Origin of the sequence: Streptomyces sp. NPDC059371 (genome assembly GCF_042751995.1) — a bacterium.
Classification (GTDB): domain Bacteria; phylum Actinomycetota; class Actinomycetes; order Streptomycetales; family Streptomycetaceae; genus Streptomyces.
Map to the genome: position 1 here is coordinate 104,242 of NZ_JBHYXD010000012.1, position 24,711 is coordinate 128,952.

Annotated in this window: 26 protein-coding genes; 14 read left to right on the top strand and 12 right to left on the bottom strand. The window is 68.6% G+C overall.

Annotation, left to right across the window (positions count from 1 at the left end):
• Positions 1 to 191: 191 nt before the first annotated feature.
• Positions 192 to 557, bottom strand: coding sequence for a signal peptidase I (locus ACFXGX_RS10135; RefSeq protein ID WP_384787482.1), 366 nt, complete (start codon positions 555 to 557; stop codon positions 192 to 194).
• Positions 558 to 636: 79 nt separating this feature from the next.
• On the bottom strand, positions 637 to 1,434 hold the full coding sequence (locus ACFXGX_RS10140; protein WP_384787485.1) for a PIG-L deacetylase family protein: 798 nt from the start codon (positions 1,432 to 1,434) through the stop codon (positions 637 to 639).
• Positions 1,435 to 1,468: 34 nt separating this feature from the next.
• Between ACFXGX_RS10140 and ACFXGX_RS10145 the strand changes: the two genes are divergently transcribed.
• The 6 genes from ACFXGX_RS10145 (at position 1,469) to ACFXGX_RS10170 (ending at position 7,537) form a co-directional block, all read left to right on the top strand.
• A complete protein-coding gene (locus ACFXGX_RS10145; RefSeq protein WP_384787488.1) occupies positions 1,469 to 1,930 on the top strand; it encodes a hypothetical protein in 462 nt (153 codons plus the stop codon).
• A 370-nt stretch (positions 1,931 to 2,300) separates the two neighbouring features.
• Positions 2,301 to 2,984, top strand: a complete 684-nt coding sequence (locus ACFXGX_RS10150) for an HAD family hydrolase (protein WP_384787491.1) — start codon at positions 2,301 to 2,303, stop codon at positions 2,982 to 2,984.
• Between the two features lie 491 nt (positions 2,985 to 3,475).
• Positions 3,476 to 4,684: a M4 family metallopeptidase gene (locus ACFXGX_RS10155; protein ID WP_384787494.1), complete on the top strand. Its 1,209-nt coding sequence runs from the start codon at positions 3,476 to 3,478 to the stop codon at positions 4,682 to 4,684.
• A 67-nt stretch (positions 4,685 to 4,751) separates the two neighbouring features.
• The gene (locus ACFXGX_RS10160; protein ID WP_384787497.1) at positions 4,752 to 5,054 is read left to right on the top strand and encodes a protealysin inhibitor emfourin; all 303 of its coding nucleotides are present in this window, start codon (positions 4,752 to 4,754) and stop codon (positions 5,052 to 5,054) included.
• A gap of 305 nt (positions 5,055 to 5,359) precedes the next feature.
• The gene (locus ACFXGX_RS10165) at positions 5,360 to 5,773 is read left to right on the top strand and encodes a peptidoglycan-binding protein (RefSeq protein ID WP_384787500.1); all 414 of its coding nucleotides are present in this window, start codon (positions 5,360 to 5,362) and stop codon (positions 5,771 to 5,773) included.
• Positions 5,774 to 5,947: 174 nt separating this feature from the next.
• Positions 5,948 to 7,537 carry a hypothetical protein gene (locus ACFXGX_RS10170; RefSeq protein WP_384787503.1) on the top strand — a complete coding sequence of 530 codons (1,590 nt, stop codon included), beginning with the start codon at positions 5,948 to 5,950 and terminating at the stop codon, positions 7,535 to 7,537.
• 71 nt (positions 7,538 to 7,608) lie between these two features.
• On the opposite strand, the gene ACFXGX_RS10175 is transcribed toward ACFXGX_RS10170, so the two are convergent.
• Both ACFXGX_RS10175 and ACFXGX_RS10180 read right to left on the bottom strand, forming a co-directional pair.
• Positions 7,609 to 8,172: a hypothetical protein gene (locus ACFXGX_RS10175; protein WP_384787506.1), complete on the bottom strand. Its 564-nt coding sequence runs from the start codon at positions 8,170 to 8,172 to the stop codon at positions 7,609 to 7,611.
• 124 nt (positions 8,173 to 8,296) lie between these two features.
• A complete protein-coding gene (locus tag ACFXGX_RS10180; protein WP_384787586.1) occupies positions 8,297 to 8,740 on the bottom strand; it encodes a MarR family winged helix-turn-helix transcriptional regulator in 444 nt (147 codons plus the stop codon).
• Between the two features lie 170 nt (positions 8,741 to 8,910).
• On the opposite strand from ACFXGX_RS10180, the gene ACFXGX_RS10185 reads away from it, so the two are divergent.
• Positions 8,911 to 9,744, top strand: a complete 834-nt coding sequence (locus ACFXGX_RS10185; RefSeq protein ID WP_384787509.1) for an alpha/beta fold hydrolase — start codon at positions 8,911 to 8,913, stop codon at positions 9,742 to 9,744.
• Positions 9,745 to 9,786: 42 nt separating this feature from the next.
• On the opposite strand, the gene ACFXGX_RS10190 is transcribed toward ACFXGX_RS10185, so the two are convergent.
• Positions 9,787 to 11,001, bottom strand: a complete 1,215-nt coding sequence (locus tag ACFXGX_RS10190) for an MFS transporter (RefSeq protein WP_384787512.1) — start codon at positions 10,999 to 11,001, stop codon at positions 9,787 to 9,789.
• A gap of 68 nt (positions 11,002 to 11,069) precedes the next feature.
• On the opposite strand from ACFXGX_RS10190, the gene ACFXGX_RS10195 reads away from it, so the two are divergent.
• Positions 11,070 to 11,465 (top strand): MerR family transcriptional regulator, encoded by a 396-nt coding sequence (locus ACFXGX_RS10195; protein WP_384787515.1) that lies wholly within the window; start codon positions 11,070 to 11,072, stop codon positions 11,463 to 11,465.
• 75 nt (positions 11,466 to 11,540) lie between these two features.
• Here ACFXGX_RS10195 and ACFXGX_RS10200 read toward each other — a convergent pair whose 3' ends face one another.
• A complete protein-coding gene (locus tag ACFXGX_RS10200) occupies positions 11,541 to 12,653 on the bottom strand; it encodes an LLM class flavin-dependent oxidoreductase (RefSeq protein WP_384787518.1) in 1,113 nt (370 codons plus the stop codon).
• Between the two features lie 85 nt (positions 12,654 to 12,738).
• On the bottom strand, positions 12,739 to 13,761 hold the full coding sequence (locus tag ACFXGX_RS10205; RefSeq protein WP_384787521.1) for a zinc-binding dehydrogenase: 1,023 nt from the start codon (positions 13,759 to 13,761) through the stop codon (positions 12,739 to 12,741).
• 101 nt (positions 13,762 to 13,862) lie between these two features.
• On the opposite strand from ACFXGX_RS10205, the gene ACFXGX_RS10210 reads away from it, so the two are divergent.
• Complete coding sequence (locus tag ACFXGX_RS10210; protein ID WP_384787524.1) at positions 13,863 to 14,780, top strand: LysR family transcriptional regulator; 918 nt, start codon at positions 13,863 to 13,865, stop codon at positions 14,778 to 14,780.
• A gap of 5 nt (positions 14,781 to 14,785) precedes the next feature.
• Here ACFXGX_RS10210 and ACFXGX_RS10215 read toward each other — a convergent pair whose 3' ends face one another.
• The 4 genes from ACFXGX_RS10215 to ACFXGX_RS10230 form a co-directional block, all read right to left on the bottom strand.
• Positions 14,786 to 15,985 carry an ABC transporter ATP-binding protein gene (locus ACFXGX_RS10215; RefSeq protein ID WP_384787527.1) on the bottom strand — a complete coding sequence of 400 codons (1,200 nt, stop codon included), beginning with the start codon at positions 15,983 to 15,985 and terminating at the stop codon, positions 14,786 to 14,788.
• A gap of 38 nt (positions 15,986 to 16,023) precedes the next feature.
• Positions 16,024 to 16,857, bottom strand: coding sequence for a carbohydrate ABC transporter permease (locus ACFXGX_RS10220; RefSeq protein ID WP_384787530.1), 834 nt, complete (start codon positions 16,855 to 16,857; stop codon positions 16,024 to 16,026).
• Entirely contained in the window at positions 16,857 to 17,699 is an 843-nt protein-coding gene (locus ACFXGX_RS10225; protein ID WP_384787589.1) for a carbohydrate ABC transporter permease, read from the bottom strand. The genes ACFXGX_RS10220 and ACFXGX_RS10225 overlap by 1 nt, the downstream gene beginning before the upstream one ends.
• Before the next feature lie 95 nt (positions 17,700 to 17,794).
• On the bottom strand, positions 17,795 to 19,066 hold the full coding sequence (locus ACFXGX_RS10230) for an ABC transporter substrate-binding protein (RefSeq protein WP_384787533.1): 1,272 nt from the start codon (positions 19,064 to 19,066) through the stop codon (positions 17,795 to 17,797).
• Positions 19,067 to 19,346: 280 nt separating this feature from the next.
• On the opposite strand from ACFXGX_RS10230, the gene ACFXGX_RS10235 reads away from it, so the two are divergent.
• From ACFXGX_RS10235 to ACFXGX_RS10250, 4 genes are all read left to right on the top strand, one after another.
• On the top strand, positions 19,347 to 20,162 hold the full coding sequence (locus tag ACFXGX_RS10235; protein WP_384787536.1) for a hypothetical protein: 816 nt from the start codon (positions 19,347 to 19,349) through the stop codon (positions 20,160 to 20,162).
• 196 nt (positions 20,163 to 20,358) lie between these two features.
• On the top strand, positions 20,359 to 20,766 hold the full coding sequence (locus ACFXGX_RS10240) for a hypothetical protein (protein ID WP_384787539.1): 408 nt from the start codon (positions 20,359 to 20,361) through the stop codon (positions 20,764 to 20,766).
• A 465-nt stretch (positions 20,767 to 21,231) separates the two neighbouring features.
• On the top strand, positions 21,232 to 22,008 hold the full coding sequence (locus ACFXGX_RS10245; RefSeq protein ID WP_384787542.1) for an endonuclease/exonuclease/phosphatase family protein: 777 nt from the start codon (positions 21,232 to 21,234) through the stop codon (positions 22,006 to 22,008).
• A gap of 228 nt (positions 22,009 to 22,236) precedes the next feature.
• Positions 22,237 to 22,677, top strand: a complete 441-nt coding sequence (locus tag ACFXGX_RS10250; protein WP_384787545.1) for a DoxX family protein — start codon at positions 22,237 to 22,239, stop codon at positions 22,675 to 22,677.
• A 190-nt stretch (positions 22,678 to 22,867) separates the two neighbouring features.
• Here ACFXGX_RS10250 and ACFXGX_RS10255 read toward each other — a convergent pair whose 3' ends face one another.
• Positions 22,868 to 23,419: a YciI family protein gene (locus ACFXGX_RS10255; RefSeq protein ID WP_384787548.1), complete on the bottom strand. Its 552-nt coding sequence runs from the start codon at positions 23,417 to 23,419 to the stop codon at positions 22,868 to 22,870.
• A gap of 337 nt (positions 23,420 to 23,756) precedes the next feature.
• On the opposite strand from ACFXGX_RS10255, the gene ACFXGX_RS10260 reads away from it, so the two are divergent.
• Positions 23,757 to 24,572, top strand: coding sequence for an endo alpha-1,4 polygalactosaminidase (locus ACFXGX_RS10260; RefSeq protein ID WP_384787551.1), 816 nt, complete (start codon positions 23,757 to 23,759; stop codon positions 24,570 to 24,572).
• Positions 24,573 to 24,711: the final 139 nt, after the last annotated feature.

Consider the following 24,711-nt stretch of genomic DNA (forward strand, 5'->3'; position numbering starts at 1 on the left):
TTGTCCTGCAAGGCGCCCTTGCCGCACCAGTTCCCGGGCGCTACGACGTACGGTTTGCCCCCCCCCCCCCCCCCCCCCCCCCGGGGGGGGCCGGGGCCCCCCCCCCCCCCCCCCCCGCGACAGGACACTCGGGAACGACCATGCCGGTTGCGCGCGGCTGCGGAGCGGCTAAGACGCACCGCCGCATCGTCCTAGTCGGTCGCCTTGTACCCGGGGAGCGAGGGCCAGCGGACCGTCAGAACCACGGACTCTTCCTCCGCGAACCAGGTGTGATCGACGCCCCGACCCCACACGACGTAGTCCCCCTGCTCGGCCAAGAGCACGCTGCGTCCCGGCAGTTCCACCCGGAAACGCCCACTGATGAGGACCAGCAGGGCGGTGCGCTCTTCACCTGTCACCCACTGCGCCCGCTCGTCGCCCTGCGGATGGACGCCCCATTTGATCTCCAGCGCCTCACTGTGCCGAGGGTCGGAGACGTCCTTGAAATGCCCCAGGAGCCACCCCCGGTCCAGTGCCGCGTCCTTGCCCGCGTTGCCCACGTACACGCTGTCGGTCATGGCTCGGAAGGTAGCAGCCGGCTGCATCAGCCCTTCGCAACAGGCCTGACGGACCGGGGCGTGGGCGGGGCGTCGAGGATCAGACCGTCAGTGTGCGCTGTACGGCCGGCCCCGCGGCCGGGGTCGTGCTGAGACGGGTGAAGTATTCGGTGGCCAGGATCCGGGCGCGGGTTGCCTCATGGATCCGGGACAGCAGTGCGGGGAGCGGTCGCTCGCCCTGGAGTTGGCCGGCGTGGGAGGAGATCGCGGCCCACTTCTGCGCCAGCCATGGCGTCACGTCCACGGCAGCGGCCACGTCCTCGTCCGGCACGCTGAGCAGCGTCTTTCCGACACTTCTCAGCAGTGGCCCGAGGTCGCCGACCCCGGAGTGCGGGTGCGTGGCCGCGTAGAGGGCGCTGATTCGCCATGGTTCACCCGCCTCGGGGTGAAGTCGGCCGAGTCCGGCAGCCTCGACGGCGAGCAGAGCCACTTGGTGGGTACGACGGTGATCCGGGTGGCCGGTGAGCTGACCGAGCGCGTCATGGGTCACCACGACGTCGGGACGGAACTGCCGGATGTGCGCGACGACTTGGGCGACGGCGTCGTCCAGGTTCACCTCACACCAGCGAGGTCTGCCGGGCGCCGACGACGCGTTGCGGGCGTCGCCGTATCCGAGCATGCGTGGCTCGCCCGCGCCCAGAACGGTGAGAGCCGCGGCGAGTTCGGCGGCCCGCGCGGTGTCTCGGGCCCAGGTCGCGGTCACGACGGCCGTGCGGGCGCCGTGGGCGGCATGCTGGGCGAGCACACCGCCGGAGAGCAGACTCTCGTCGTCGGGGTGGGCGAAGATTCCGAGCACCGAGGGAAAACCGGAGCCTGTCGCGGAAGCGGGCGTTGCCATGAGAGGCAGCCTCATTTTCTGAAGGAGGACGGCCATGACGTCGAGTCCGTCGATGGACGAAGCCGTGGGGGTGCTGGAGGGCGACGTGGGGACCGGCGAGCTTGCCGATCCGGTCACGGAAGACGTCTGGCTCGCCTTCCTCCGCTTCGGCCGACGGCCGTTCCATGTCCCGGACGCACCTGACGCCGACGGCCTTTTGTTTCAATACGGGACGTACGCGTTCGACGGTCCACCGACGTTCACGCTGGACCTCGCCCGGCAATTCGAGGTCACCGACAGCGGCGGTGATCACGACTACTACGTTCAGGTCCACTGCGAGCTTCGGTACGGACGCGCACCCGCTCTGGAGGCCCTGGGAAGCTTCAACTCGTGGTTCTTTCACGGGGCCGGAGACGATCTCGAAGCGTGGGCCCGGGGTCTGACCGAGCGGGCAGCCTGGGCGGCGATCCGCAGACTCGAGCCCGCCGAGATCAGGGTGTACCAGGAGCAGGTGTAGTCGATCGGGTCGCCGTCGGGATGGGACGCCCCCTGCGGATGACGTCCTCGCACTCCGTATCCCCTTCAACTGTCCTAAGTCGAACGGCATTCTCATACATCTCAGGATGCGAAAGCGCAACCGAAGAGGGACGATGGAGGAGCCGGGAGTCCGTGCTCGGAAACGCCTGTGTGGCCGTCGGCGGACGGCGTGGGCCTCAGGATTCCCGCAGTGGGCGACACCCGTCCCTCCGGCCCCCTCGACCCTCTTCGCCCCCGAACGGTCCTTCCTGCTAAGGCCGTTTCGCCTTGGGCGCGTGCCGATTCCAGGTCCGGATTCACCTCGCGGAGGCATCGAGATGCCCGTGCTCTTCTTTGACATAGGAGCGACCTTGGCCGACGCCCGCGTGGAGGCGGACGGTTCGCTGACGTTGCTGCCCCGGCCGCGTGTCCTCGCCGTACTGGATGAATTCCGCGACGTACGCAAGGGTGTCATCTCCAACCCCGGCCCCGGTGCAGGTGCGGCGGAGCGCGCCTTCTCGGCTCTGCAGGAGGCGTTCCCCGGCCGTTTCACGGACAACGCGCTCGTGCACTGGGGTTCCAAGGACAACCGGGAGATCTTCGACGAGGCGGTCGCCGCCACGGCGGGGGAGGACTCGCCGCCCTCGGCGGCCGACGACTGCGTCTTCGTCGGCGAGGATCCCCAGGAGCGCGCGTTCGCGAGGGAAGCCGGGCTGCGTACCGCGGTTCACCCCGTGTTCACTCGCGCCGCGGTGGAGAACCGGCCCGTCTTCCGGGCGCGTATCGAGCTGTCCGATGGCCAGGAGCTGACGGCTCTGGAGACCGTCGCGAACCGGACCGAGGTCGTGCCCCTGCACGTCACCTCCGCCCGGCTCGTGCCGGCCATGGCGAGCACAATCGGAGCCACGGCACTCGAACAGGCCGGATTCACGGTCGACTTGCGGGGACCGGTGGAGGAAGCGGAAACTCCTCTCGTCCACGACGATCGCTTCCTCGCTCCCGCCCCGGCACACCGGGCGACCACTACCGGACCCGGCACTCCCTTCACGTCCTAGACGTGCGTGGGCGGCATGGCGTGAACACCGAACTCGCGTCCGAAGTGACCGAGCGTGCACGGAAGTTGTTGCCTGAGGAAAGCTGCCGGCCGGGTCCGCGTCATCCTGGGAAAGAGGGCCTCGCCCGGGGTGCGCGTCGATGGCACCGAGCGGATACTCGAAGTAGACACGGTTCTCACCTCTTCGGTCATGCGCACGAAGCAGAGACAGTGAGACCGCTCGCTACACGGCTGAGCCGGCATCCCGGAATTCACCTCGCCGTACTGAGGTGCGGAGCAGGTGGGGCCCGGCGCGTCAGACGCGATTGTCCGGTCACCGTAGAACCGTCCGCCTGGCGATCGACACCGTCGATGCGCCGCCTCCGGCGCAGACGATCGACGAGGGCGAGCTCCAGTCGGGATCGGCGTGATTGTTCCGAACGCGGAGAACAACCACGCAACCACATCCGATGAGTCAGGTATCCCCTCCTCTCCTCATACGCGAGGTGTCCCATGACCAGGACCTCCCACCTCCATTGCATCATCCCCCCACACCTGCTCGAGAAGCTTCTGAGCAGTGACGACAGCGAAGTGCGCCAGATGGCTCTGAACACCATGCTGACCACCGCCCGGTTGCGGGGTGAGCGAGGGATCCGGGCGTCCTTCGCCGGCGCCGCCGCCCCCGGCAACGGCCGGCGGACCGTCTTCGACTGCCAGAACGGCACCTTCCTCCCCTCGGCTGTCTTCGCCCGGTCGGAGGACGGCCCGGAGTCCCCTGACGATTCCGTCAACCGGGCATTCGACGGACTCGGAACGACACGCGATTTCTACAAGGCGGTGTTCAACCGCAATTCGATCGACGGCCAGGGGATGCGCCTGGACGCGTTCGCCCACTTCGGCGAAAGGTTCAACAACGCTTTCTGGGACGGCCGGCAGATGGTCTTCGGTGACGGCGACGGAAGGATGTTCTCCGACTTCACCGGATCCGTCGACGTGATCGGCCATGAGCTGACACACGGAGTCACCGAGCTCACCGCGGGACTCAAGTATCACAACCAGTCCGGGGCCCTGAACGAATCGATGTCGGATGTCTTCGGGTCGCTGGTCAAACAGTGGTCGCTGAAGCAGTCGGCCGATGAGGCGGACTGGCTGATCGCGCCGGACATCTTCACCCCGGGGATCGACGCCGACGCCCTGCGGTCGATGAAGGCCCCGGGGCACGCGTACGACAACGCCCTGTTCGGCAGGGACCCCCAACCCGACAACATGGAGCACTTCGTCAGACTGCCGGACACCGAGATGGGTGACGTCGGCGGGGTGCACATCAACTCCGGCATCCCGAACAAGGCGTTCTTCCTGACGGCGTCGCGCATCGGCGGATTCGCCTGGGAGGCTCCCGGCCTCATCTGGTACGAATCGCTCAAGGCTTCCAACGCCGAGACTCAGTTCCAGGAGTTCGCGAACACCACGTACCGCAAGGCCGCGGAACTGTTCGGCGACGACAGCGACGAACAGTTGGCCGTACTGGCCGCCTGGCAGGATGTCGGCATCCAGATCAGCGGCATCCTGGCAGGTGTCGCCCGCTCGCGAAGCCTCGCCGCCAACCGGAACGGTGGCGCGGGCGGGGAAAAGGGAATGGCAACCGTGAGCCGGCAGATCGGCGCACTGGCCGCCCAGGTGACGGGGCTGGCCAGGGACGTGACCGCGCTGAAGGGCAAGTGACCGACGGCGGTTGACGCCGGCCCCCAACGGCGAGGGAGCCGGTCGGTCGGCCGGGAAGGTGTGCCCGATGCGGGTGACCTGGGAAGCACAGGGAGGCCAGGCGGCCGCGATCCGCCTGAGCCTCCCGCCCAAGGTGCTGGACACCGATGACCTGTCCGAGAGCACGGCGGGAGAGCTGGACCGGCTGGTGGCGGCAGCGGCCCCCGAGGCCGGCGGGGAACGACCGAGCCGAGCCAGGGACGCGATGAGCCACACGATCACGGTGGAGGACGGTGGCGGCTCGACCACTCTGACCCAGTCCGAAGCCGCCATGTCCCCGGCGTTCGCGGCTCTGCTCGGCTGGCTCGAAAAACACGTCGCGCAACAGTGATGCATCCAAGAGCCTCCGGATGAAGGGCCGCGAGATCCTGTGTGGTTGCTGCCAGTGGGCGGCGGTCTCCGTCACGAGGTTCAGGCCGTCGCCTCACACGCAGAATCTTCCGCGACATCAGCAGAGGGACCCGTCGGCCGACTCGGGCTGTCCTTACCGGAACTGTGCAACACCCTTTGGCCACACAGTTGGTGAGAGGCCCTCATACCACCGACACCGTCGGCTTCTTTGAGATGCACCTGGGGCGCCTGAAGCGCATGATGGAGAGGGGCTCTCCTATCTTGGAGGCGATGAGGATGCGACGTGTGTTCACCGCCGCAGCGGCCCTTGCTCTTCCCCTTGCCCTTGCGGGAGCACCGTCTGTCGCTGCGTCCGGCGGAACCTCCGTCAACGCGACTTCCAGTGTTCAAGTCGTGCACCAGTTGAAGAATCCGGCACATCTCGTGTCCCAGGGCCCGGACGACATCTGCAACTACACCAAGAGTCGACCGAGCCTTCATCAAGGATCCGCTGGGCGGGCAGTACAACAAGCTCAGTGCTACCTGAATCAGGCGATCGGTGCCGGCCTGGACGAGGACGGGGACTTCGGTCAGCTCACGAAGTCCGCGACGAAGGAATTCCAGCAATGTGCCGAGATCGTCGTCGACGGGGTCGTCGGAGCGCAGACGTGGTCCTTCCTTTCCTTCTGGGCCAACGCTCCGGACGCTCCCTTCTGTTGACCAGGCAGGGGGCACCTGGGAATTCCGGTGCCTGACGTCATTGGCCCAGGCATACGAGGCATGCCATCGCCCAAGGAGCCCACCGCACGCCCCCGCGGTCCGAACACTCCCGCGTCCCCAGGGGCACCCAGCCATGTCGGCGGAACCGGTCCACATCAGGCCGAGGAGAACACCATGGCCGATAACATGCACGCTCACATCCCGTCCGAGATCCTGGCGGGCCGGGGACAACCACCACGCGAACCGGTCACGGACCCTACGCTGGGCCTCCCGGTCGATCACCCGGAGCCGGGACAGGAGCCACGCCACCGGCTCGTGACGATCGGCGACTCACTCACGCACGGGTTCCAGAGCGGAGCGGTCTTCAACACCGACCTGTCCTACCCGGCGATCATCGCTCACGAACTGGGATCCGGCACCGACTTCCGATTCCCCGTGTACCCGGGGTACGGAGGGCTGCCCCTCAACATCGAGCTGCTGCTGAGAGAGCTTCAGGAGCGCTTCGGCAAGGATCTGGACTGGTGGGAGGTCCCGCTGGCCCTCTTCCACGCCCGCAGGTTCCTGGACGAGGTCGAGGACTACTGGGAGCGCGGGCCCGGAAGCGTCGTCCCGCAGATCAACGCCATCAACCACAACCTCTCCGTGTACGGCTGGGACCTGCGCGACGTCCTCGAAAAGAGCGCCAAGATCTGCCAGGACGCCATCGCGACGCCCACCGACAACCTGCTGCGGCAGACCGTGGAGAACAACGGTGACCGCGCGGCCCTGCGGGTCCTGCCCTCCAGCAGCGTCGACCGGGGCGGAACCATGACCCTGCTGGGGGCGGCCCGCCGCCTCGGTGAGGACCGGCCCACCGGAGAGGGCCACGGAATCGAGACCCTGATCGTCTTCCTCGGCGCCAACAACGCCCTGCAGACGGTGACCCAGCTCAGAGTGGAGTGGAGTGGTGAGGGATACGACGACCTCGAACGCAAGAAGGCGTACACGGTCTGGGATCCCACCCACTTCAAGGACGAGCTGAGGCAAGTCGCCGCCCAAGTACGGCAGATCGCGGCTCGCCATGTCATCTGGTGCACCGTCCCGCACGTCACCATCGCCCCGCTCGCCCGTGGAATCGGCGACAAGAGCGCTCCAGGGTCCAGGTACTTCCCCTACTACACCCGGCCCTGGATCGACGACGACACCTTCAGCCCCGTCCTGCACCCTCACCTGACGGGACAGCAGGCGGAAGACATCGACCGGGCCATCGACCTCTACAACGAGGCCATCACCGACCATGTGAGAGCGGCGCGGACGGCGGGAGCGGACTGGCTCCTCATGGACACGGCCGGCCTGCTCGACCGACTCGCGTCACGCCGGTACATGAAGGACATGACGGCCCAACCCTCATGGTGGCGGCCCTACCAACTGCCGCCGCAACTGACGGCCCTCGCTCCGGAGCCGAACTCCCACTTCATCACGAGCGACGGCACAAAACGCACCGACGGCGGCCTGTTCTCGCTCGACGGCGTTCACCCCACCACCATCGCCTACGGGATCGTCGCCCAGGAATTGATCAACGTCATGCTCACCGCCGGTGTGCGGTTCCGCCACTCCGACGGCAGCCTACGGACAGCCCCGGTCACGGTCGACTTCGACCGGCTCATCCGCCGCGACACCCTGGTCAACCAGCCTCCCGGCAACCTGGATTCCACCTTGAACATCCTCGCCTGGGCGCAGTCGTCGCTCGGCCTCCTGAAACGCGCCCTGTACTTCCGCGTCTGACAGGCTTCCCGAATCCGAAACCGCCGGCGTCCCGCAACCCGTCTCCGGATCAGTCGACAGCGGCCGACGGCTCACTGTCCGGCCGTGCCCAAAATCGCGTCGGCCGTCGCGAAGCGGTGCTCTCCCAGCTTCAGTACTTCGCGGAGGTAACCGAAGTACTCCGTTTCCGCGGTCCCGGTGAGCACCGCCAGGAGGAAGGCGAGGCACCCCCTGTCGTGCTGCTCCCACAGGGGACCGCGCCCCTCGTTGTAGAGCACGGTCCACTCGTCGGGGTGCTGACCGGGCCGCGCCAGCCAGTACAGGAACGCCCCCGTGCCCTCCTCGAAAGCCCACGGCAGGACCTTCGCCCCGGCCTCCCGCAGACCGGCGGGCTTCTCCTCGAACTCCCACAGGTCGCCCAGGATTTCGGCGCGCTCCGCCGTCTGCGCGTGCAGGTCGCAGTCGTCGTAGGCGGAGTCGGGGACGAGCAGCCAGACCGTCTCGTCGAAGATGCCATCGCCGTACGTCTCGACGAGCCGTTTGTAGTCGGCCGGGAGACCTACACCGAGGGCACGCTCGGCCTGCGCCCAGTCGACAACGGGTGGCGGATCGGCGGGAGGAGGGCAGAGCCGGACGAGGGCGTCGAGGGCGATCACGGAACGGACGCTACAGCGACACAGGCCGCTACTCGCGGGCGGGTTCCCGGCCCGGTCCGAGGGCGCCGGCGCAGGTCAGGATGTCAGCTCTCGCGAGCCGCGCGGAGTTCCTCGGTCGCTGATCCTAGAGCCCCTCACTCGGAACGCCGATACGGCGCAACAGGCCGAGCAGCGTGGCCCGTTCGCCTTCGTCCAGCGGGTCGAAGGACGCGGCGAGGACTTCGCGGGTGACGGTACGCCCCGCCCTCAGGACGTGTTCGCCGGTCTCCGTCAGGTGGTGCTCGATACGCCGGCCGCGGCCGGGACGGCGCTCGATGAGGTGCTGGGCCGCGAGCCGGGAGGCCAGTGTGCCGAAGGACTGGTCGCCCTGGAAGGTGGCGACCGCCAGCTCATGTGCGGATGCTCCGGGCGTACGGGCGATGGCCCGCAGCGCGTCCCACTGCGCCAGCGTCGTGCCGACCGCCGCGAGGCGGGTGTCGAGCGCGCGGTGGTGCCGGTACTGCGCTTCCTTCACGGCGCGCCCCAGCTCTTCGACATCGACGGGGACGGCGGGCGAGCCCGGGTCCACGGCGGCCGGGGCGGCGAGGCCGGACGCGGTGCCGGTGTCGGCGGACGTCCTGGTACCGGCCTTGTCGGCTGCGGTTCGGGCCCTGGAGTCGTCATGGTTCGCGGTCATGGCCGCATCCTATTCCAGAATCTATGGTTGCGTATATACGTATGCGTAGATACGGTGGGCGCATGACCGACACCGAGATGCGAACCCGTACCGTCCACCCACGCCCCGACCTCCCCGTCACCCTCACCGAGACCGGACCGGCCGACGGCCGCCTCGCGCTCGTCCTGCACGGCGGCGGCGGTCCCGCCACCGTCCAGGGCATCGCCGCGCATCTGGCCGGCCGGCACGGCATGCGATGCGTCGTTCCCACCCACCCGGGCTGGAACGGGACCGAGCGCCCGGACTGGCTCACCGGCGTCGACGACCTGGCACTCACCTATCTGCACTGGCTCAGGGACGAGGGTCACCGCGACGTCCTCGTCGTCGGTTCCTCGATCGGCGGCTGGACCGCGGCCGAGATGGCCTTCCGCGACGACGGCGCGGTGATCAGCTCGCTGGTTCTGGTCAACGCCGCGGGCGTGGCTGTCCCGGGAGAGCCGGTCCGCGAGATCTTCGGGCTCCGGCCGGACGAGATCGCCGCGTACTCCTTCCATGATCCGGCCCGCTTCGCGGTGGACCCGGCCGCCCTCACCGAGGAGCGGATCGCGGTCCAGCAGGCCAACATGGCCACGCTCCGCCTCCTGGCCGGTGACCCGTACATGCACGACCCGAAGCTCCTGAACCGGCTCGGACGGGTGCGCATCCCGGCCCTTGTGGTGTGGGGGGAGAGCGACCGCATCGTCACGCCCGCGTACGGGCGGGCCTACGCGCGGGCGTTCGCCCGTGGGCGCTTCGAACCGATCGCCGAGGCCGGCCATCTGCCGCACATCGAGCGCTCCGAAGCGACGTTCGCCGCCCTCGACGCGCACATCGACGCGCACGCCGGTGCCGCGAGTGCGCCTGCCCTGCCGAGGTAGGGGTGCCCTCCGGCGCCACGGACAGTGATGCGTTCGCGCATGTCACGGTGCGTCCTGGTCCGTCGGTGCGAAGGCGCGGTGTCGCGCGAGTGCGATCACGGTCAGGCTCAGGACTCCGAGTCCTGCCGCGACCGTGGCGTCGGCGGTGACGTCGACACGCTGCAGGAGAAGGCCGCCGATGATGCCGCCGAGTGCCATGGCCGCGTTCCACAAGGTCACAAGGATGGCCTGCGCGGTGTCGGCGACGGCTGGACTCCGACGTGTTCCGGCAAGACCGGCCGCGGTCTGAAGGAGCGTGGGCGCCGCGCCCCACCCCAGACCCCACGCGACGGCCGCCACCCAGATGACGGCGTGTGCCGTGGTGGCGGCGAAGGCGGCCGTGGCGAGGGTGAACAGCGCCGCGGCGGCCAGTGCGAGCCCACGAAGACGACCGTCGATGTGATGGCCGGTGTACCAGATGCTGAACAGGCATGCGATGCCGAAGGCCAGCAGGATCGCGTCGGCCGCGCTGCCGAGGCCGGCATGCGCCAGGTACGGCGCGATGTACGCGTAGATGACCGTGTGGCCGAGGACGAAGGTCACGACGACGGCCATGATGGCGGTGACCCCGGGGACGCGGAGCGTTTGCAGGGTGGTCGGCTTCGGCTTCTCGGCGGTCGCCGTCGGCCGGCTGATGGCGGGAACGCCGTACGCGATCCACCCGAGGACGGCGAGAGTGATCGCTGAGACAGCCGCGAAGGACACTCGCCACCCGATCTGTTGCCCGATCAGCGTTCCGGCGGGAACACCCAGCGACAACGCCAGGGGGATCCCGGTCATCGCGATCGCGATGGCGCGTCCTTCCTGACCGGCGGGCGCGATACGCCGCGCGTATCCGGCGAGGATCGCCCACGCGAGTCCGGCGGCGACGCCGGCGAGGAACCGTGAGGCGAGCAGGACCGCGTACGTGGACGCGGCGGCGGTGAGCGTGTTCGCGACCAGGAAGACGGCCATGGCGCCCAGCAGCAACGGCTTGCGCCGGATTCCCGCCGTGGCGGCGGCCAGCGGTATGGCGGTGAAAGCCGTGCCGGCGGCGTACACGGTGACGGTCTGGCCCGCCGCGCCGGAGCTGACGCCGAGTGAGGAGGACATCTGAGGGAGTACGCCCGCCGGCAGGGTCTCGGTCAGGCTGGTGATGAAGACCGCGGTGCCCAGTGCCAGCAGGGCGGACCAGGGCAGGACATCACGTCGTGTCGGAGAGGCTGTTGTGGTCGTCATGCACTGATCGTGAAACCCTCACATACGTGTGATGGTCAAGTCGGGGCCGCGCGACTAACCTCAATCAGGTGCGGATCGGTGAACTGTCAAGCGTGACGGGCGTGTCCCGGCGCCTGCTGCGCTACTACGAGGAGCAGGGCCTGATCGTGCCGGACCGGTCGGCGAACGGATACCGCGACTACGACGACCGGAACGCGGACCGCGTGAAGCAGATACGCGGCCTGCTGGCGGCGGGGCTGCCCACCCGGCTCATCAAGCAGATCCTGCCCTGCCTGGACAAGCCCAGGTCCATTCACTTCCCGGACGCGACCCCGGAAATGCTGGCGTTGCTGACCTCGGAGCGGGACAAGCTCACCGACCGGATCGAGACGCTCACCCGCAACCGCAACGCGATGACCGAGTACCTGACCGAGGTGGAACAGCACCGCGCGCCGGTCGCGCCCGGCCGACCGGACAGCGTCTGATCAACTGCGCCGCGTCTGGGGCCAGTTCATCACCGGACAAGCTCGTGGACATTCCCGTCGCCGTCGTCCGTCCCCTTACCTGACGAGTTCGCGGACAATCCTGTCGCCGTCGTCCGCGAGCACCGCGGGCCGCAGCCGAACCCCGCGCAGCCCGAACTGCTCGCGCCAGTCGGCCAGTTCCCGGGCGAGGCGATCCGTGGTTCCGACGAACACGTACGTGTCCGGTGCCCAGACGAAGCCGGCGGCCTCGTTCAGGCGGGCGAGCCTGGCCCGCGCGTGCTCTTCGGTGTCGCCCAGCACCACCGCGACGTCCGCGTACACCTCGGTCCCGTCGGCGTCCGGCGTCAGCCTCTCGACTTCCCGAAACGCCGTCAGGAGCGCGGGAATCGGATGCTCCTGGGACGGAGTGACGAAGACCCGGTCCGCGACGGCGGCGGCGAGTCGATAGGGCTCCAGCGCGTGATGCGCGAGCACCGCGACCTTCGGGGCGTTCCGCACCGGCACGGTCAGCGGGCCGGCCGCCGGATACCTTTCCGTCCCGGTGAGTTCCAGCGGGGCGACCATGCCCGGGCGCAGGAATGTGTCCCCTGAGCCCAGGCTCTCGCCGGGAAACGTCCGCCACAGCTCGCGTACGGTCCGCACGTAGTCCTCGGCATCACGAAAGAGATCCCGCAGTCGGCGCGCGATGCGGGTCGGGACGTACAGGTCCTCGGGTCGTAGCCCGGGCGTCGCCGGTCCACCGACCACCATCGCGTCGCGCGCGTCGGCGGAAACCTGGGGCCGCCACACCACCCGGCCCGGCCCGATCGCCGCCAAGGACGCCATCTGCACGGCGACGTGGAACGGATTGGTGTGCGTCACGTTGCGCGAGACCACCACCTCGCCGAGGTCCGTCGTCGCCAGCAGGATTGCCGCGGTGACCACAGGATCGAGTCGTCCGCGCACCCGGTCGTGGGCCTGATCGGCGGTGGCGAACCGGTCGCTCTGCAGGCTCAGACCGTCCTCGAGCGTGACGAAGTCGATGCCGCCCGACGCGGCCGCACGCCCCCAGCCTGTCCAATAGCCGCTTGCGAAGACCTCTTCGGCATCCTTCACCGGCGACGACAGCCACGAGGCGGGGTGCCAGCCCGTGCCCTCCAGTGCCAGGCCGAACCGAAACGAGCCGGGGTCCACCAAATTCCTGTCCATGACTCGATTGCACAACCATCACACCGATGTGAAGGTCAATGCGTCATCAGCCTGAGGGCGACGCTCCGCGACGGCGAGTCGGGCGTCAGGTCGCGGACGGTGCCTGCGAGCGGTCCCGCACGATGATCTTGCCGGTGTTCTCGCCCCGCAGCATTCCCAGGAACGCGTCCACGATGTGCTTGAACCCGTCGACGACCGTCTCGTCCGGAGCGAGCCGGCTGCTCTGCAGATGCGGCACCGCGAACTCGTACAACTCCTCCTGGAGCTCACGGTAGTTGCTGACCAGGAAGCCCTCCATCCGAAGGCTCTTCTCCACGATGTGGGCGTAGTCGAAGCGAGGCGACGGCGCCTCGGGGGTGTTGTACTGGCTGATCGTGCCGACGCGGACGACGCGCCCGAATTCGCGCAACGCTCCCACAGCAGCGGCCAGTTGCTCGCCGCCTACGTTGTCGACGAACACGTCGATCCCGTCCGGTGCCGCCTTGGCGAGCAGATCGGCGGCGGGCCCGTCGTGGTAGTCGAAGACGGCGTCATAGCCCACCTCCCGCGTGAGGCGGTCCGCCTTCGCCGCCGAACCCGCGCTGCCCACGAGCCGTCCGGCGCCGAGCAGCCGGGCGAAGCGCCCGGCCGCCGTGCCGACCCCGCCCGCGGCGGCCGACACGAACAGGTCCTCGCCCTCCTGGAGCCGGGCGATCCGGGTGAGGCCCACGTAGGCGGTCAGGCCGGTGCCGCCGAGGGTGCTCAAGTACGCGGTCAGGGGCACCTTGTCGAAGCGGGGCAGCCTACGGATCTCCTCGGGCGTGACGGTCGCGTGGGTGCGCCAGCCCTTCCGGTGGAACAGGCTCTCGCCCTCGTTCAGCCGGGGCGTGCGTGAGGCGATGACCCGTCCGATGGTGCGGCCCTCCAGCGGAGCGTCGAGCGCGAAGCCGCCGGGCAGGCCGTCCATCATCTCGCGGTGATACGGGTCGACGGACCAGTAGAGGTTCTCCACGAGCGCGCTGCCGGCGGCGGGCTCGGGAAGCGGGGATTCGACGAAGGCGAAGTGCTCGGAGGTGGGAAAGCCGTAGGGGCGGGCGGTCTGGTGCACGGTGAGCGCGGTCTCGGTCATGCCCCGGACCGTAGGACGGGAATGCGTCAACGGGTCAGCCGGTTGGGCTCATGCGACACACCGTTCCATGAGCAGTTCTCATACCGTGAGGTGAGCGCCCCGTGGCCCGCAAGACCGACTCCGATCTCACCCCGCAGGAACTGCGCGTCCTGGTGGCGGTCGCGGAGGCCGGAGCCTTCTCGGCCGCCGCCGAGGCACTCGGTCTGACGCAGTCCGCGGTCTCCCACTCGGTACGCGGCAGTGAGCGCAAGATCGGTGCCGTGCTCTTCGACCGCGGCCGCACCGGCGCCCGCCCAACGCCTGCCGGGGACAAGGCCGTCGCTTACGCCCGCCGCATCCTGCGTCTGCTGGACGTGCTGACCGCCGAGGCGCGCGGTGCGGCCCGGTCCGACACGGTGGAGGGGCCGTTGCGGATCGTGGCCTTCCGCAGCGCGGCTCTCCACCTGCTGCCGCCCGTTCTCCAGCGGCTACGCGCCCGGTACCCCGGGATCGAACCCCGGGTGCGGATCGTACGCGAGGTGGGACGCGGAACCGCGGGCGAAGTGGCCGACGGGAAAGCCGACTTGGCCATCGCCACACTGAGCGGCTCCGTGCCGCTTCCACCGGGCCTGGTCGCGACCCGGCTCCTCGACGAGCCGTATGCCCTGGTACACCCGACGGGCCACGCCGCTCCGCGCTCGCTGCCGCTGGTCGACTGGGCCGAGAACTGCGGCTCCTACACCCGCGACTGGTGGGCGGCTCAGGCCTGGATCCCGAAGGCGACCGTCGAAGCCGAGGACGACGGAGCGGTGCTCTCCCTGGTGAGCGCGGGTCACGGCATGGCGATCATGCCGGCGCTCTCCCTGGCCGGAGCGGCGAACTCCGTCGGGATCACTGATCTCGGCCTCGAACGCCCGACACGCCAGGTCGGGTACGTCACCACCTCCGAACTGGCCGGAACCGCCGTCGTACGCGCCCTGGTGAGGGAACTGCGGGCGACGGTCCCGCATGCGGTGAGCCTTCTCAACGGGGAGACTTGATCAGGTCACGTGCCGGGTTCGTCGTCGGTCAGGGTCAGGTTGGCCCCGGAAGTCGGGTCGAAGACGTGCATCTTGGCGGTGTCCACCCAGAGTTCGGCCCGGCCGCCCTCGCGCACCCGCGTGGAGGCGTCGAGGCGGGTGACGATCTGGTGCCCGCCCGCCCCGGTGTCGGTAGTCCCCGAGTCGGCCGCGAGTTCGGCGAGTTCGGAGGTGGCGGTGGGCTGCCACTCGTCCTCGGTGAAGTACGCGTACACGTCTGATCCGAGGGATTCGACCACGTCGATGTCCACGCCGAAGGTCGTACCCGATCCGGCCCTGCCCTGGTCCACGAGCGTGGCGTCCTCGAAGGCCTCCGGGCGCAGCCCCACGATCAGGTCTCTGGGGGCGTGGTGCTCCTCGAGCGTGCGGCGCAGCCGGTCGCCGAGGTCGAGGTCGCCCACCGATGTGCGCAGGCGGCCGCCCTCCGCGGTGGCGTGCAGGAAGTTCATCGCGGGCGAACCGATGAACCCGGCGACGAAGAGGTTCTTCGGCTGCTCGTAGAGGCGTTGCGGGGTCCCGATCTGCTGGACGACTCCGCCGCGCATCACCACCACCCGGTCGCCGAGTGTCATGGCCTCGGTCTGGTCGTGGGTGACGTAGACCGTGGTGCTGCCGAGGCGCTGCTGGAGGCGGGAGATCTGGGTGCGCATCTGGACGCGGAGCTTCGCGTCCAGATTGGAGAGCGGCTCGTCCATCAGGAACGCCTTCGGGTCGCGCACGATGGCCCGTCCCATGGCCACCCGTTGGCGCTGGCCTCCGGAGAGGTTGGCGGGTTTGCGGTCGAGATGGTCCGTCAGGTCCAGGATGCGGGCCGCCTCTTCGACCTTCTCGCGGATGGCCGCCTTGTCCACCTTGGCCAGCCGGAGCGCGAAACCCATGTTGTCGCGCACGCTCATGTGCGGGTACAGGGCGTAGCTCTGGAAGACCATGGCGATGTCACGGTCTTTCGGAGTCCTGTCGTTGACGACCTCTCCGTCGATCAGGAGTCTGCCTTCGGTGATGTCCTCCAGCCCGGCGATCATGTTGAGGGTGGTGGACTTACCGCAGCCGGAGGGACCGACGAGGATGACGAACTCGCCGTCCCCGACACGGAGGTTGACGTCCTTCACCGCCACCGCACCATCGGGGTAGCGCTTGGTGATGCCTTCGAGAACGATCTCTGCCACGGTCGGTCCTTCTTGTCCTGACGAACGGCTGCCGCCGGTCAGCCCTTGACGGCTCCGGAGGTGAGCCCGGCCACGATGCGCCGCTGGAAGAGCAGCACGAAGACGATGATGGGGATGGTGATCACCACCGCGGCGGCGGCGATCGAACCGGTGGGCTGGGCGAACTGACTGCTTCCGGTGAAGAAGGCGATGGCCGCCGGAACGGTCCGGGCCGCCGAGGTCGAGGTCAGCGAGATCGCGAAGAGGAAGTCGTTCCAGCAGAAGATGAACACCAGGATCGCCGTGGTGAACACTCCCGGCGCCGCGAGCGGAGCGATCACCAGCCGGAACGCCTGCGCCGGGGTGGCGCCGTCCACCTTGGCCGCCTTCTCCAGGTCCCAGGGGATCTCCCGGAAGAAGGCCGACAGGGTGTAGATGGCGAGCGGCAGCGAGAAGGTCATGTACGGGATGATCAAACCGGTCCAGGTGTCGAAAATGCCGATGATCCGCTCGATGTTGAACAACGGCGAGACCAACGAGATGGGCGGGAACATCGCGATCAGCAGGGACATCCCGATCAGCAGACTCTTTCCGGGAAACCGGAGCCGGGCGACGGCGTAGGCGGCCATGGTGCCCAGCACGACCGCGATCACCGTGGAGATGAGCGCGATGCCGATGGAATTGATCAGCGCCCGGGTGAACTCGGACGTCTGGAAGATCCCGCGGTAGTTCTCCCAGGTCCACTTGGTCGGGATGAAGCTGCCGTCGGTCAGCGTGCTGGGGTCCTTGAAGGACAGCGCGATGATCCACCAGACCGGGAAGAGCGCGTAGGCGATCACGAGGATGTTGACGACGGCCCACCCCGACCTCCGTCGTCGTCCGGCGGCGGACATCAGCGTCCCCCTTCCTGGGCACCGGGGGCGGCTGCCCCGAACAGTTTGATGAAGGCGAAGGCGATCAACGCCACGCACAGGAAGATCAGTACGGAGATGGCAGACCCGATGCCCAGGTTGAGCGCGGTGAAGAGGTTGTCGTACCCGAGGATGGACACCGAGCCGGTGTTGTGCGCGCCGGACGTGAGGATGTAGATGTTGTCGAAGATCCGGAAGGCGTCCAGGGTCCGGAAGAGCAGGGCGACCAGGATGGCCGGCTTCATCAGGGGGACGGTCACCAGGAAGAAGCGCTGCCAGGCTCCGGCGCCGTCCACCTGGGCCGCGCGCAGCGTCTCCTCCGGCACGAGGGCGAGGCCGGCGAGCAGCAGCAGCGCCATGAAGGGGGTGGTCTTCCACACCTCGGCCAGGATGATCAGTCCGATCGCCGGCCACTGTTCGGTCAGCGGCGCATCACCGGAGGGCAGCAGATCGGCCAGGTAGCCGGTTTCCGGGGTCCAGGCGTACTGCCAGGAGTAGGCGGCGACCACGGTGACGATGCCGTACGGGATCAGGATGGCGGTACGAACCGTGCCGCGGCCGAAGATGGTGCGATGCATGACCAGCGCCAGGGCGAATCCGAGGACGAGTTCCACGGCCACGGAGACCGTGGTGATGAGCACCGTCACCCACAGGGCCTGCCACCAGAACTCGGATGACAGGACGGCACCGTAGTTGCTGAAGCCGACGAAGTGAGCCTGCTGCGGGAAGCGGAGATCGTATCGCTGGAGCGAGAGATAGATCGCGTAGACGATGGGGTAGGCGGTGACGGCGAGCATGACGATCACGGCGGGCGCGCAGAGCATCCAGCCCAACCGGCGCTCCTGCCGGGCCCCTTCGGACAGAGCGCGGCCGTCTTTGGACACCGGTGGGTGCTCAGGGGCGGTCGGAGCCGACTGGGTCACGGGATCAGCCCCTTCGAGTCGAGGGCGTCCTTGATCTGGCCACTGATCTTCTGCACGTCCGGTCTCGGCTGGATCCCGTTCGGCGGCGACAGGGTGTGCGAGATCGCGATGGACACGTTCTGGTAGGCGGGGGTCTTGGGCCGGATGCTGGCGTTCTCCAGGGCCGCCAGAACGGTGGAGGCGAAGGGGTAGTTCTTGACCAGCGCAGGGTCCGAGTAGAGCGGGCGGAGCGTGGGCGGCAGTCCGCCCTCGAGCGCCGCGGTCAGCTGGTTCTGCCGGTTCCGCAGGCACAGGGCCGCTTCGAAGGCGAACTCGGCGTGACGGGTGTAGGCGCCGATGGCCAGGTCGATGCCACCGATGGTGGGTTTGGCGGGCCGGCCCCTTCCGATCGCCGGGTAGGGCGCCCATCGGAACTGCTTGAAGAGCTTGGGGTTGTTGGCCTTCATCGAGGGATACACGAAGGGGTAGTTGATCTCGAAAGCCGCGCTGCCGGACTCCATGGCCAGCCGGTTCTGGTCCTCCATCTGATTGGACAGGGACGGGTCGGCCGCGGCAGAGGTGGCCAAAGTCTTCATGATGGAGGCCGCGAGCACGGCGGGTGGGCCCAGCCTGGGAGCCGTAGCCGTCGCGTTGAGGATGGAGCCGCCGGCGCTCTCCACCAGCGAGTTGAACCAGACCGTGAGTCCTTCGTACTGCGCGCCCTGGATCTCCACGTAGTGCGGCTTGCCCTGCTTCGCCAGGCGGCCGGCCATCAGGAGCATCTCGGCCCATGTCTCGGGCGGTGTGGGGACCAGGTCCTTGCGATACCAGAGCAGTTGGGTGTTCGTGTTGTACGGGACGGCGTACAACCGACCCTTCCACGTGGCCGTCCGCAGCGGGACCTCCAGGGTGTCCCGGACGGCCGCGGCGCGGTTGCCCCCGGTCCACGGCAGGATCCATTTGGCTTCCGCGAACTCGGCGGGCCAGGTGACGTCCAGTCCGATGATGTCGACCGTGTCGTCCTTGGCGGCCAGCCGACGCACCAGTTGCTGACGCTGCCCGTCCGCGGTGCGGGGCAGTTTGTTGTAACCGATCCGGTAGCGCCCGCCGGACTGCTTGGCACAGGCCTTGGCCGCACTGGCGAGCGCCCCGGAATCATCGGGGAAGTTGTACCAGTTGAGCGTCACCGGTCCGCCGCCTCCGCCACCACAGCCGGCCAGCAGAGCTGCCGACAGGCACAGAGCGAGCAGAACCCGCAGGAGGCCACGGTTGCCGGACGAAGGCGCCACCCCACACTCCTTCCTGACCAGTGCGATAGACCCGGGCAGAACGGAGAAAAGCCCGGACGCGGGAGAGGCTAGGCCCGCACCCGACGCCACCTCGCACGCCACACCGACCAGTCATCCGATCGGACGCAGAGAGCCCGGCCCTCGCCATTGCCATACCTGCAAGCCCTTAGCTTGTTCCCTAAGGTCGGACCGGGCCGGTGGCGACATGTGGCAGCGGGACGCCAACGGCTCCGAGCAAATCCGATGGCACCGACAGCCTTCCGGCGACAAGACTGCACCGGTGAACCCCCTGCCACCGCCGCCCGACCCGCTCCTCCTGCCGGTACGGGACCCGCGCGCCCGCGACCTCGTGCTCGACTATGCGGACATGCACGCCCTGGTTGCCGACCTGGTTCTGCCCGGCGGCGCGTCGATGTACGTCATGAGCGCGATGGAAACCTCCCGCGAGCTCATCCGGCACTCCTACTACCGGTACGAGTTCGCCACCGTCGCCGTCACACATTCCCTGTTCGCCCTGGAGCACGTCCTCGCCGAGCGCCTGACCACGAAGGAACCGCTCCACGTCCTCATCGATCGGGCCACCGACGCAGGGCTCGTCACGGCCGGCCTCGCCGCCGAACTCGACCGCGGCCGACTGCTGCGCGACAGGCTCATGCAGGGCTCCCGGTCAAGTGCCGCCCTCCACCCGCTCCGGGCCGTCGCCATGGTGCGTGCCGTCTTCGACGCCGTCTCCCTGCTCCTTCGCTCACCGTCCACGGCAGAGGCGCCAGACGGCGACGTGCGCGGAGCACAGCCCGACGGCGGCCTCGCCCGGCTGTGGGAGGACCACCTGCACGCACGCTTCCCCGACGGCTTCCGCGGCGTGGACATCGACGGCGTAGAGCTGGTCCTCCTGGACGCCGACGTCGCCGGCCTCGTGCAGAGGGAGCTGAAGGGCGGACTCGACGACAGTGGCATCGCCTGCCTCTGGGGCTGCATCGCCGACCTCGACAAGATCGTTCCTCTGATCAACGAGGAGTACTGCACCTCCTACTTCACGAAACTTCGGACCATGGCCCAGGTCGTGGCAGCGCCCTACATACCCACGGCGACCTGATCCCGGACCCGGGCGAGATCGCCTGGCAGGGCCGGCCGGCAGAGACCGAATTGTGCGAGGTCGTCGATCAACGGCTCTTCGTTCCGCGAGGACTGAAAGCTCTGCGCCGATACCTGCAGTCGAGTTCGGGCCGGCAGGTGAAGAGGCGTCTCCCCGGCGATCCGCCGATGTCAGTGGCGACTGCGATGCTGTCGGCATGATCCCTTGGAACCTGCTGGTCATCGACAAGGCTCTGCGGGCCAGTTGGGCCGCTGACACCTGTTCCCCGGACGACCTCGCCCGCGCCGGCTGGCAGCCCGGCAACCCGGCGTGGGGTCACTGTGACATCACCGCTTTGATAGTGAACGACATCTTCGGTGGCGACCTCATGGTCGGGGAGGTCCACTGCGGCGGGGAACAGCACGGATTTCACTGGTGGAATCGGTTGCCCAGCGGTGTGGACCTCGACCTGACGCACGAGCAGTTCCGGGATGGCCAGGCCGTGACCGCAGCCCGAGTCGTCAAACGTCCACCTGGGCCTCTTCCTCGGCGTTGGGAGGAGTATCTCCTTCTGCGCGAGCGCGTCCTCGAACTTCTCGGTCACCTCCCCGAGCCTGCTGCCTGACCCGCGGAGATCGTGCCTCAACTGCACGTCCCGATCACGGTGGTTCGTGGTGGGGTGCCAACGCACCTGTAGGCCATGTCCTACTCAACGGACGGCCGAGGATGCGCTCGATCGCCTGGCGGTCGCCCGTATCCGCGGGACCAGGGTCGGAAGTGTCTGTCATCCCACCCACCCTGCCGGTACCGCTTCAGTAGCGTCAGAAGATATAAGACAAGCTCAGCACCGGTCGGCACCTCGATCCAGCCTTCTGAGTTCGCGGCGGTAGGGGAGAACGTAGCCGATCCCGCCGACAGCGACCGGTTCCCCGTGCGCCCAGGACCGTAGGGCACCGGGGCACCAACCCCTCTCCCGGCAGTGTCCATCCACGGCTTCGGGCCCTTCGGAGGTATGGGTGACCATACGATCAACACCGTGAGTGGCTCCCCGCACGGCCCGGCAGGCCACCGGACGGAAGGTGACAGGTTCGTGAAGGCGCTGCGACTGCTGACCATGAACACCCTCTTCACCGGCGATGTCCCGACTCGGCTGCGTGCCCTCGGCGTGGCGATCGAGGAGTCCGACTACGACATCGTCTGCCTGCAGGAGGTCATGTACCGCCGCAACGCCCGGCTGATCCGCCGTGCCGCTCCCGCATACCGGCACTTCGCCTGCTCGGGCACGGTCCTGCTCAAGGGCGGCCTGGTGCTGCTGTCCCGGTGGCCGATCAGCCGGTGGCGGTTCGTGCGGTACCCGATGACGGGCCCGGTGCGCGGCGAGTTCGTCATGCGCAAGGGTGCCCAGGTGGCGTCCGTCGCCACCCCGGACGGCGAGCTGGTGGTCGTGAACACCCACCTGTCGGCCAACCGCGACGACGACTGGTCCCCGACGAACCGGTACACAGGGATCGCTGAAGCTGAACTGGCCCTGGTGGCCAAGCTGATCGAGGGCGTCGGCCCGTCCGTACCCGTCGCGGTAGCCGGCGACCTGAACGTCCCGCGCGACTCGGCGGTACTCGCCGACTTCGTCGCCGCGGCAGGGTTACGCGATGTCCTCGCCGGCGACACGCGCCCGACCTACCGGCCCACCCCGCGATGGCCCGCGCCGCCGGCTCTGGACCACGTGCTGGTCCGGGCTGCGGCCGGGGAGACCCTGACCGGCGGTGCCGACTTCGTATTCCAGGACGAGGTGACACTGGACGACGGCCGCCGGGCCTACCTGTCCGACCACTACGGCGTACAGGCGCGGTTGATCCGGTCGAAGTGACACGGAGCGGACACCCAGCCACGCGACGGGGGCGAGCGACCCCACTCTGCACCGCGGGACGGGCCGGACTTCCAGGGCGGACTGTTGCGGGGCGGCAAACGGCAGGATGATGCGCTGAACCGAAGATCCCGCGCGCACGTAAAGGGAAAGGGGACGGGGCCTCTCACAAGGCCCGGTCCCTCATGCCACGCGGGTACGCACCCGACCGAATTCAAGGAGTACGCACCCATGAGCACCGCACGACTGAGCGACCGGCTGTCGAGCCACCAGCCTCTCGTCCTCGGCCTGTTCCGAATCGTCATTGGCCTGCTCTTCGCCAGCGAGGGCGCTGCCACGCTCTTCGGGATACTGGGGAGGCAGAGCAGTCCCGTCGGCGACTGGCCGTTCTGGTACGCCGGTGTCATCGAGCTGGTCTGCGGTGTTCTCGTACTCCTGGGTGTTGCTACGCGCGGCGCCGCGTTCCTCAGCTCGGGTGCCATGGCCTTCGCCTACTTCACCGAGCACCAGAAGGACGGCCTCTTCCCCCTGCAGAACGGTGGCCTGTCGCCCGCGCTGTTCTGCTGGGGGTTCCTGCTCCTGGTCTTCTTCGGGCCCGGCGCCCTGTCCCTGTCCGGTCTGGTCCAGGGCAGGGGAATCGCCCGGGAGACAGTCGGCCTCGACGCGGTCTGAGCGGTCGGCCGCCAGGGCAATGGCGGCCGAGCCGGCGTCTTCCGACCTGTGCCCGGTTGACGGCCTGGGGTGAAGTGGCCGGTGCGGTATGGCTGTTCAGCGGTCGGCGGTCTCGTGTGTGTGGTTTCGGTGGTGTTGGAGCGGGTGTCCTCGCGGCTCGGTCAGGCGACGTTGCTCCGAACGTTCTCGGTCAGGAGGGCCGCCCGCCGAACTGCCAGTTGTGCACCTCGATGTCGGCGTACCGGTCGGCGGTGAGGACGTCACGTGCCGTCTCCGGGTCCGGCGCCCGGAGCAAGACCGCCGTGCCCAGCCACGTGATGCCGTCGTCGGACAGCAGAGGCCCGTAAGCGATCAGCTCGTCCCGGTCGCGCGGTACCGCGAGGTCGGCGGCCTGCCCCGTGCCGAGACCGATCACCAGATACCGGTTGCCGCCGGTCCGGCCGCCGGGGAAGTCCCACATGGTGCGCCCCAGCATGTTGCGCCACCGTCGCAGCAGCACGTCCCGGAAGACGCCGGCCTGGTAGTTGGGCTCGTCGAAGGCGAACGCGCGGGCGGTGGCGGGATCGGGCAGGTCGAGGATGTGCACGCTTCCGGTGGCGGTGTCGCCGTCGTCGGCGAGGGTCGGGCCCCGGGCGATCATCTCCTTCGCGTACTGGTCCATGTAGGACCAATGCCTTTCGAGCAGTTCGTCGCGCAGCGGCCCGGAGCCGGGCCGGTCGCGGTGGTAGCAGAGGAACTCCATGCCCACAGGTTCCCTTCGAGGACATGGCAGAGCGAGTGATTTTCACGGTGACGACCGATCGGCAGCCTGATCCCGCTGCGCGGGCGGCGGCGGGTGGGGTTTCGGTCAGGCCGCCGCGAGCGCCGAGACGCGGGAAGTCGCGGGCGAGGAGTCCCGGCGTTGACATCTTCGCGGGCAGTCGCTTTACTCCCGGACAGCACCGGAGCCATGCTCCGTGTTCAGAGACACGCCCAGCCGGTATGCAGGCCTCGCGCCACGAGCCCGGCCCAAGTCGCCAGGACGTCACCTACGCGTCCGAGGCGGGGACGTGCCCTCTTTCCCCTGGGAGCTCATCCACATGAGCCAATTCAGCCGAACTTCCCGCAACCTCATGGGCACCGTCATCGGCGCGGCAGCGCTGGTCGGTGCCCTGGTCGCACCGGCGACCTCGGCGCAGGCCGCATCCGTGCCCCTGCCGCCCGCACACGTCGGCTTCGACTATCAGATCGGCGGTGCCTACACCCCGCCGGCCGGGGTCAAGGTCGTCACCCGGGACAACGCCGCCTCCCCGGCGGCAGGCCTGTACAACATCTGCTACGTCAACGCCTTCCAGGCGCAGCCGGGTGCCGAGAGCGAGTGGGACTCCGACCTGCTGCTGCGCGACGCGTCCGGCAAGGTCGTCTATGACGAGGACTGGGGCGAGGCCTTCCTCGACATCGGCACCGACGGCAAGCGGCAGCGGATCGCAGGCAAGATCGGAAGCCTGATCGACCGCTGCAGGACCAAGGGCTTCCAGGCGATAGAGCCCGACAACTACGACAGCTACACCCGGTCCGGGAATCGCCTGACGGCCAACAACGCGCAGGCGTTCATCAAGCTCCTGTCCGCCCGCGCCCACACGGACGGCCTGGCCATCGCCCAGAAGAACACTCCCGAGCTGGCGGGCAACCACACCGCCAACGGTCTGGACTTCGCCGTGGCCGAGGAGTGCGGTCAGTACGACGAGTGCGGCGACTACACCAGCGCCTTCGGAAACAACGTCATAGTGATCGAGTACACCAATTCCGGCAGGTCGAAGGCCTGCAACGGGTGGGGCGGCACGCTGAGCATCGTCCAGCGCGACGTGGACGTCAAACCGGCGGGCAGCAGCGGCTACGTACGCAAGACCTGCTAGACCGCGGGCCGACTCGCGTCGGGCAGTGGCGCCGGGGGCGCGGGGTGGGGCCCCCGCGCGGGGGGCGGCGGGCCGTGGGGCGGGGGGGCGGGGGCGGGCCCGGGCGCGCCGCGCCCCCGGACGGCGCGCCGCCCGGGGA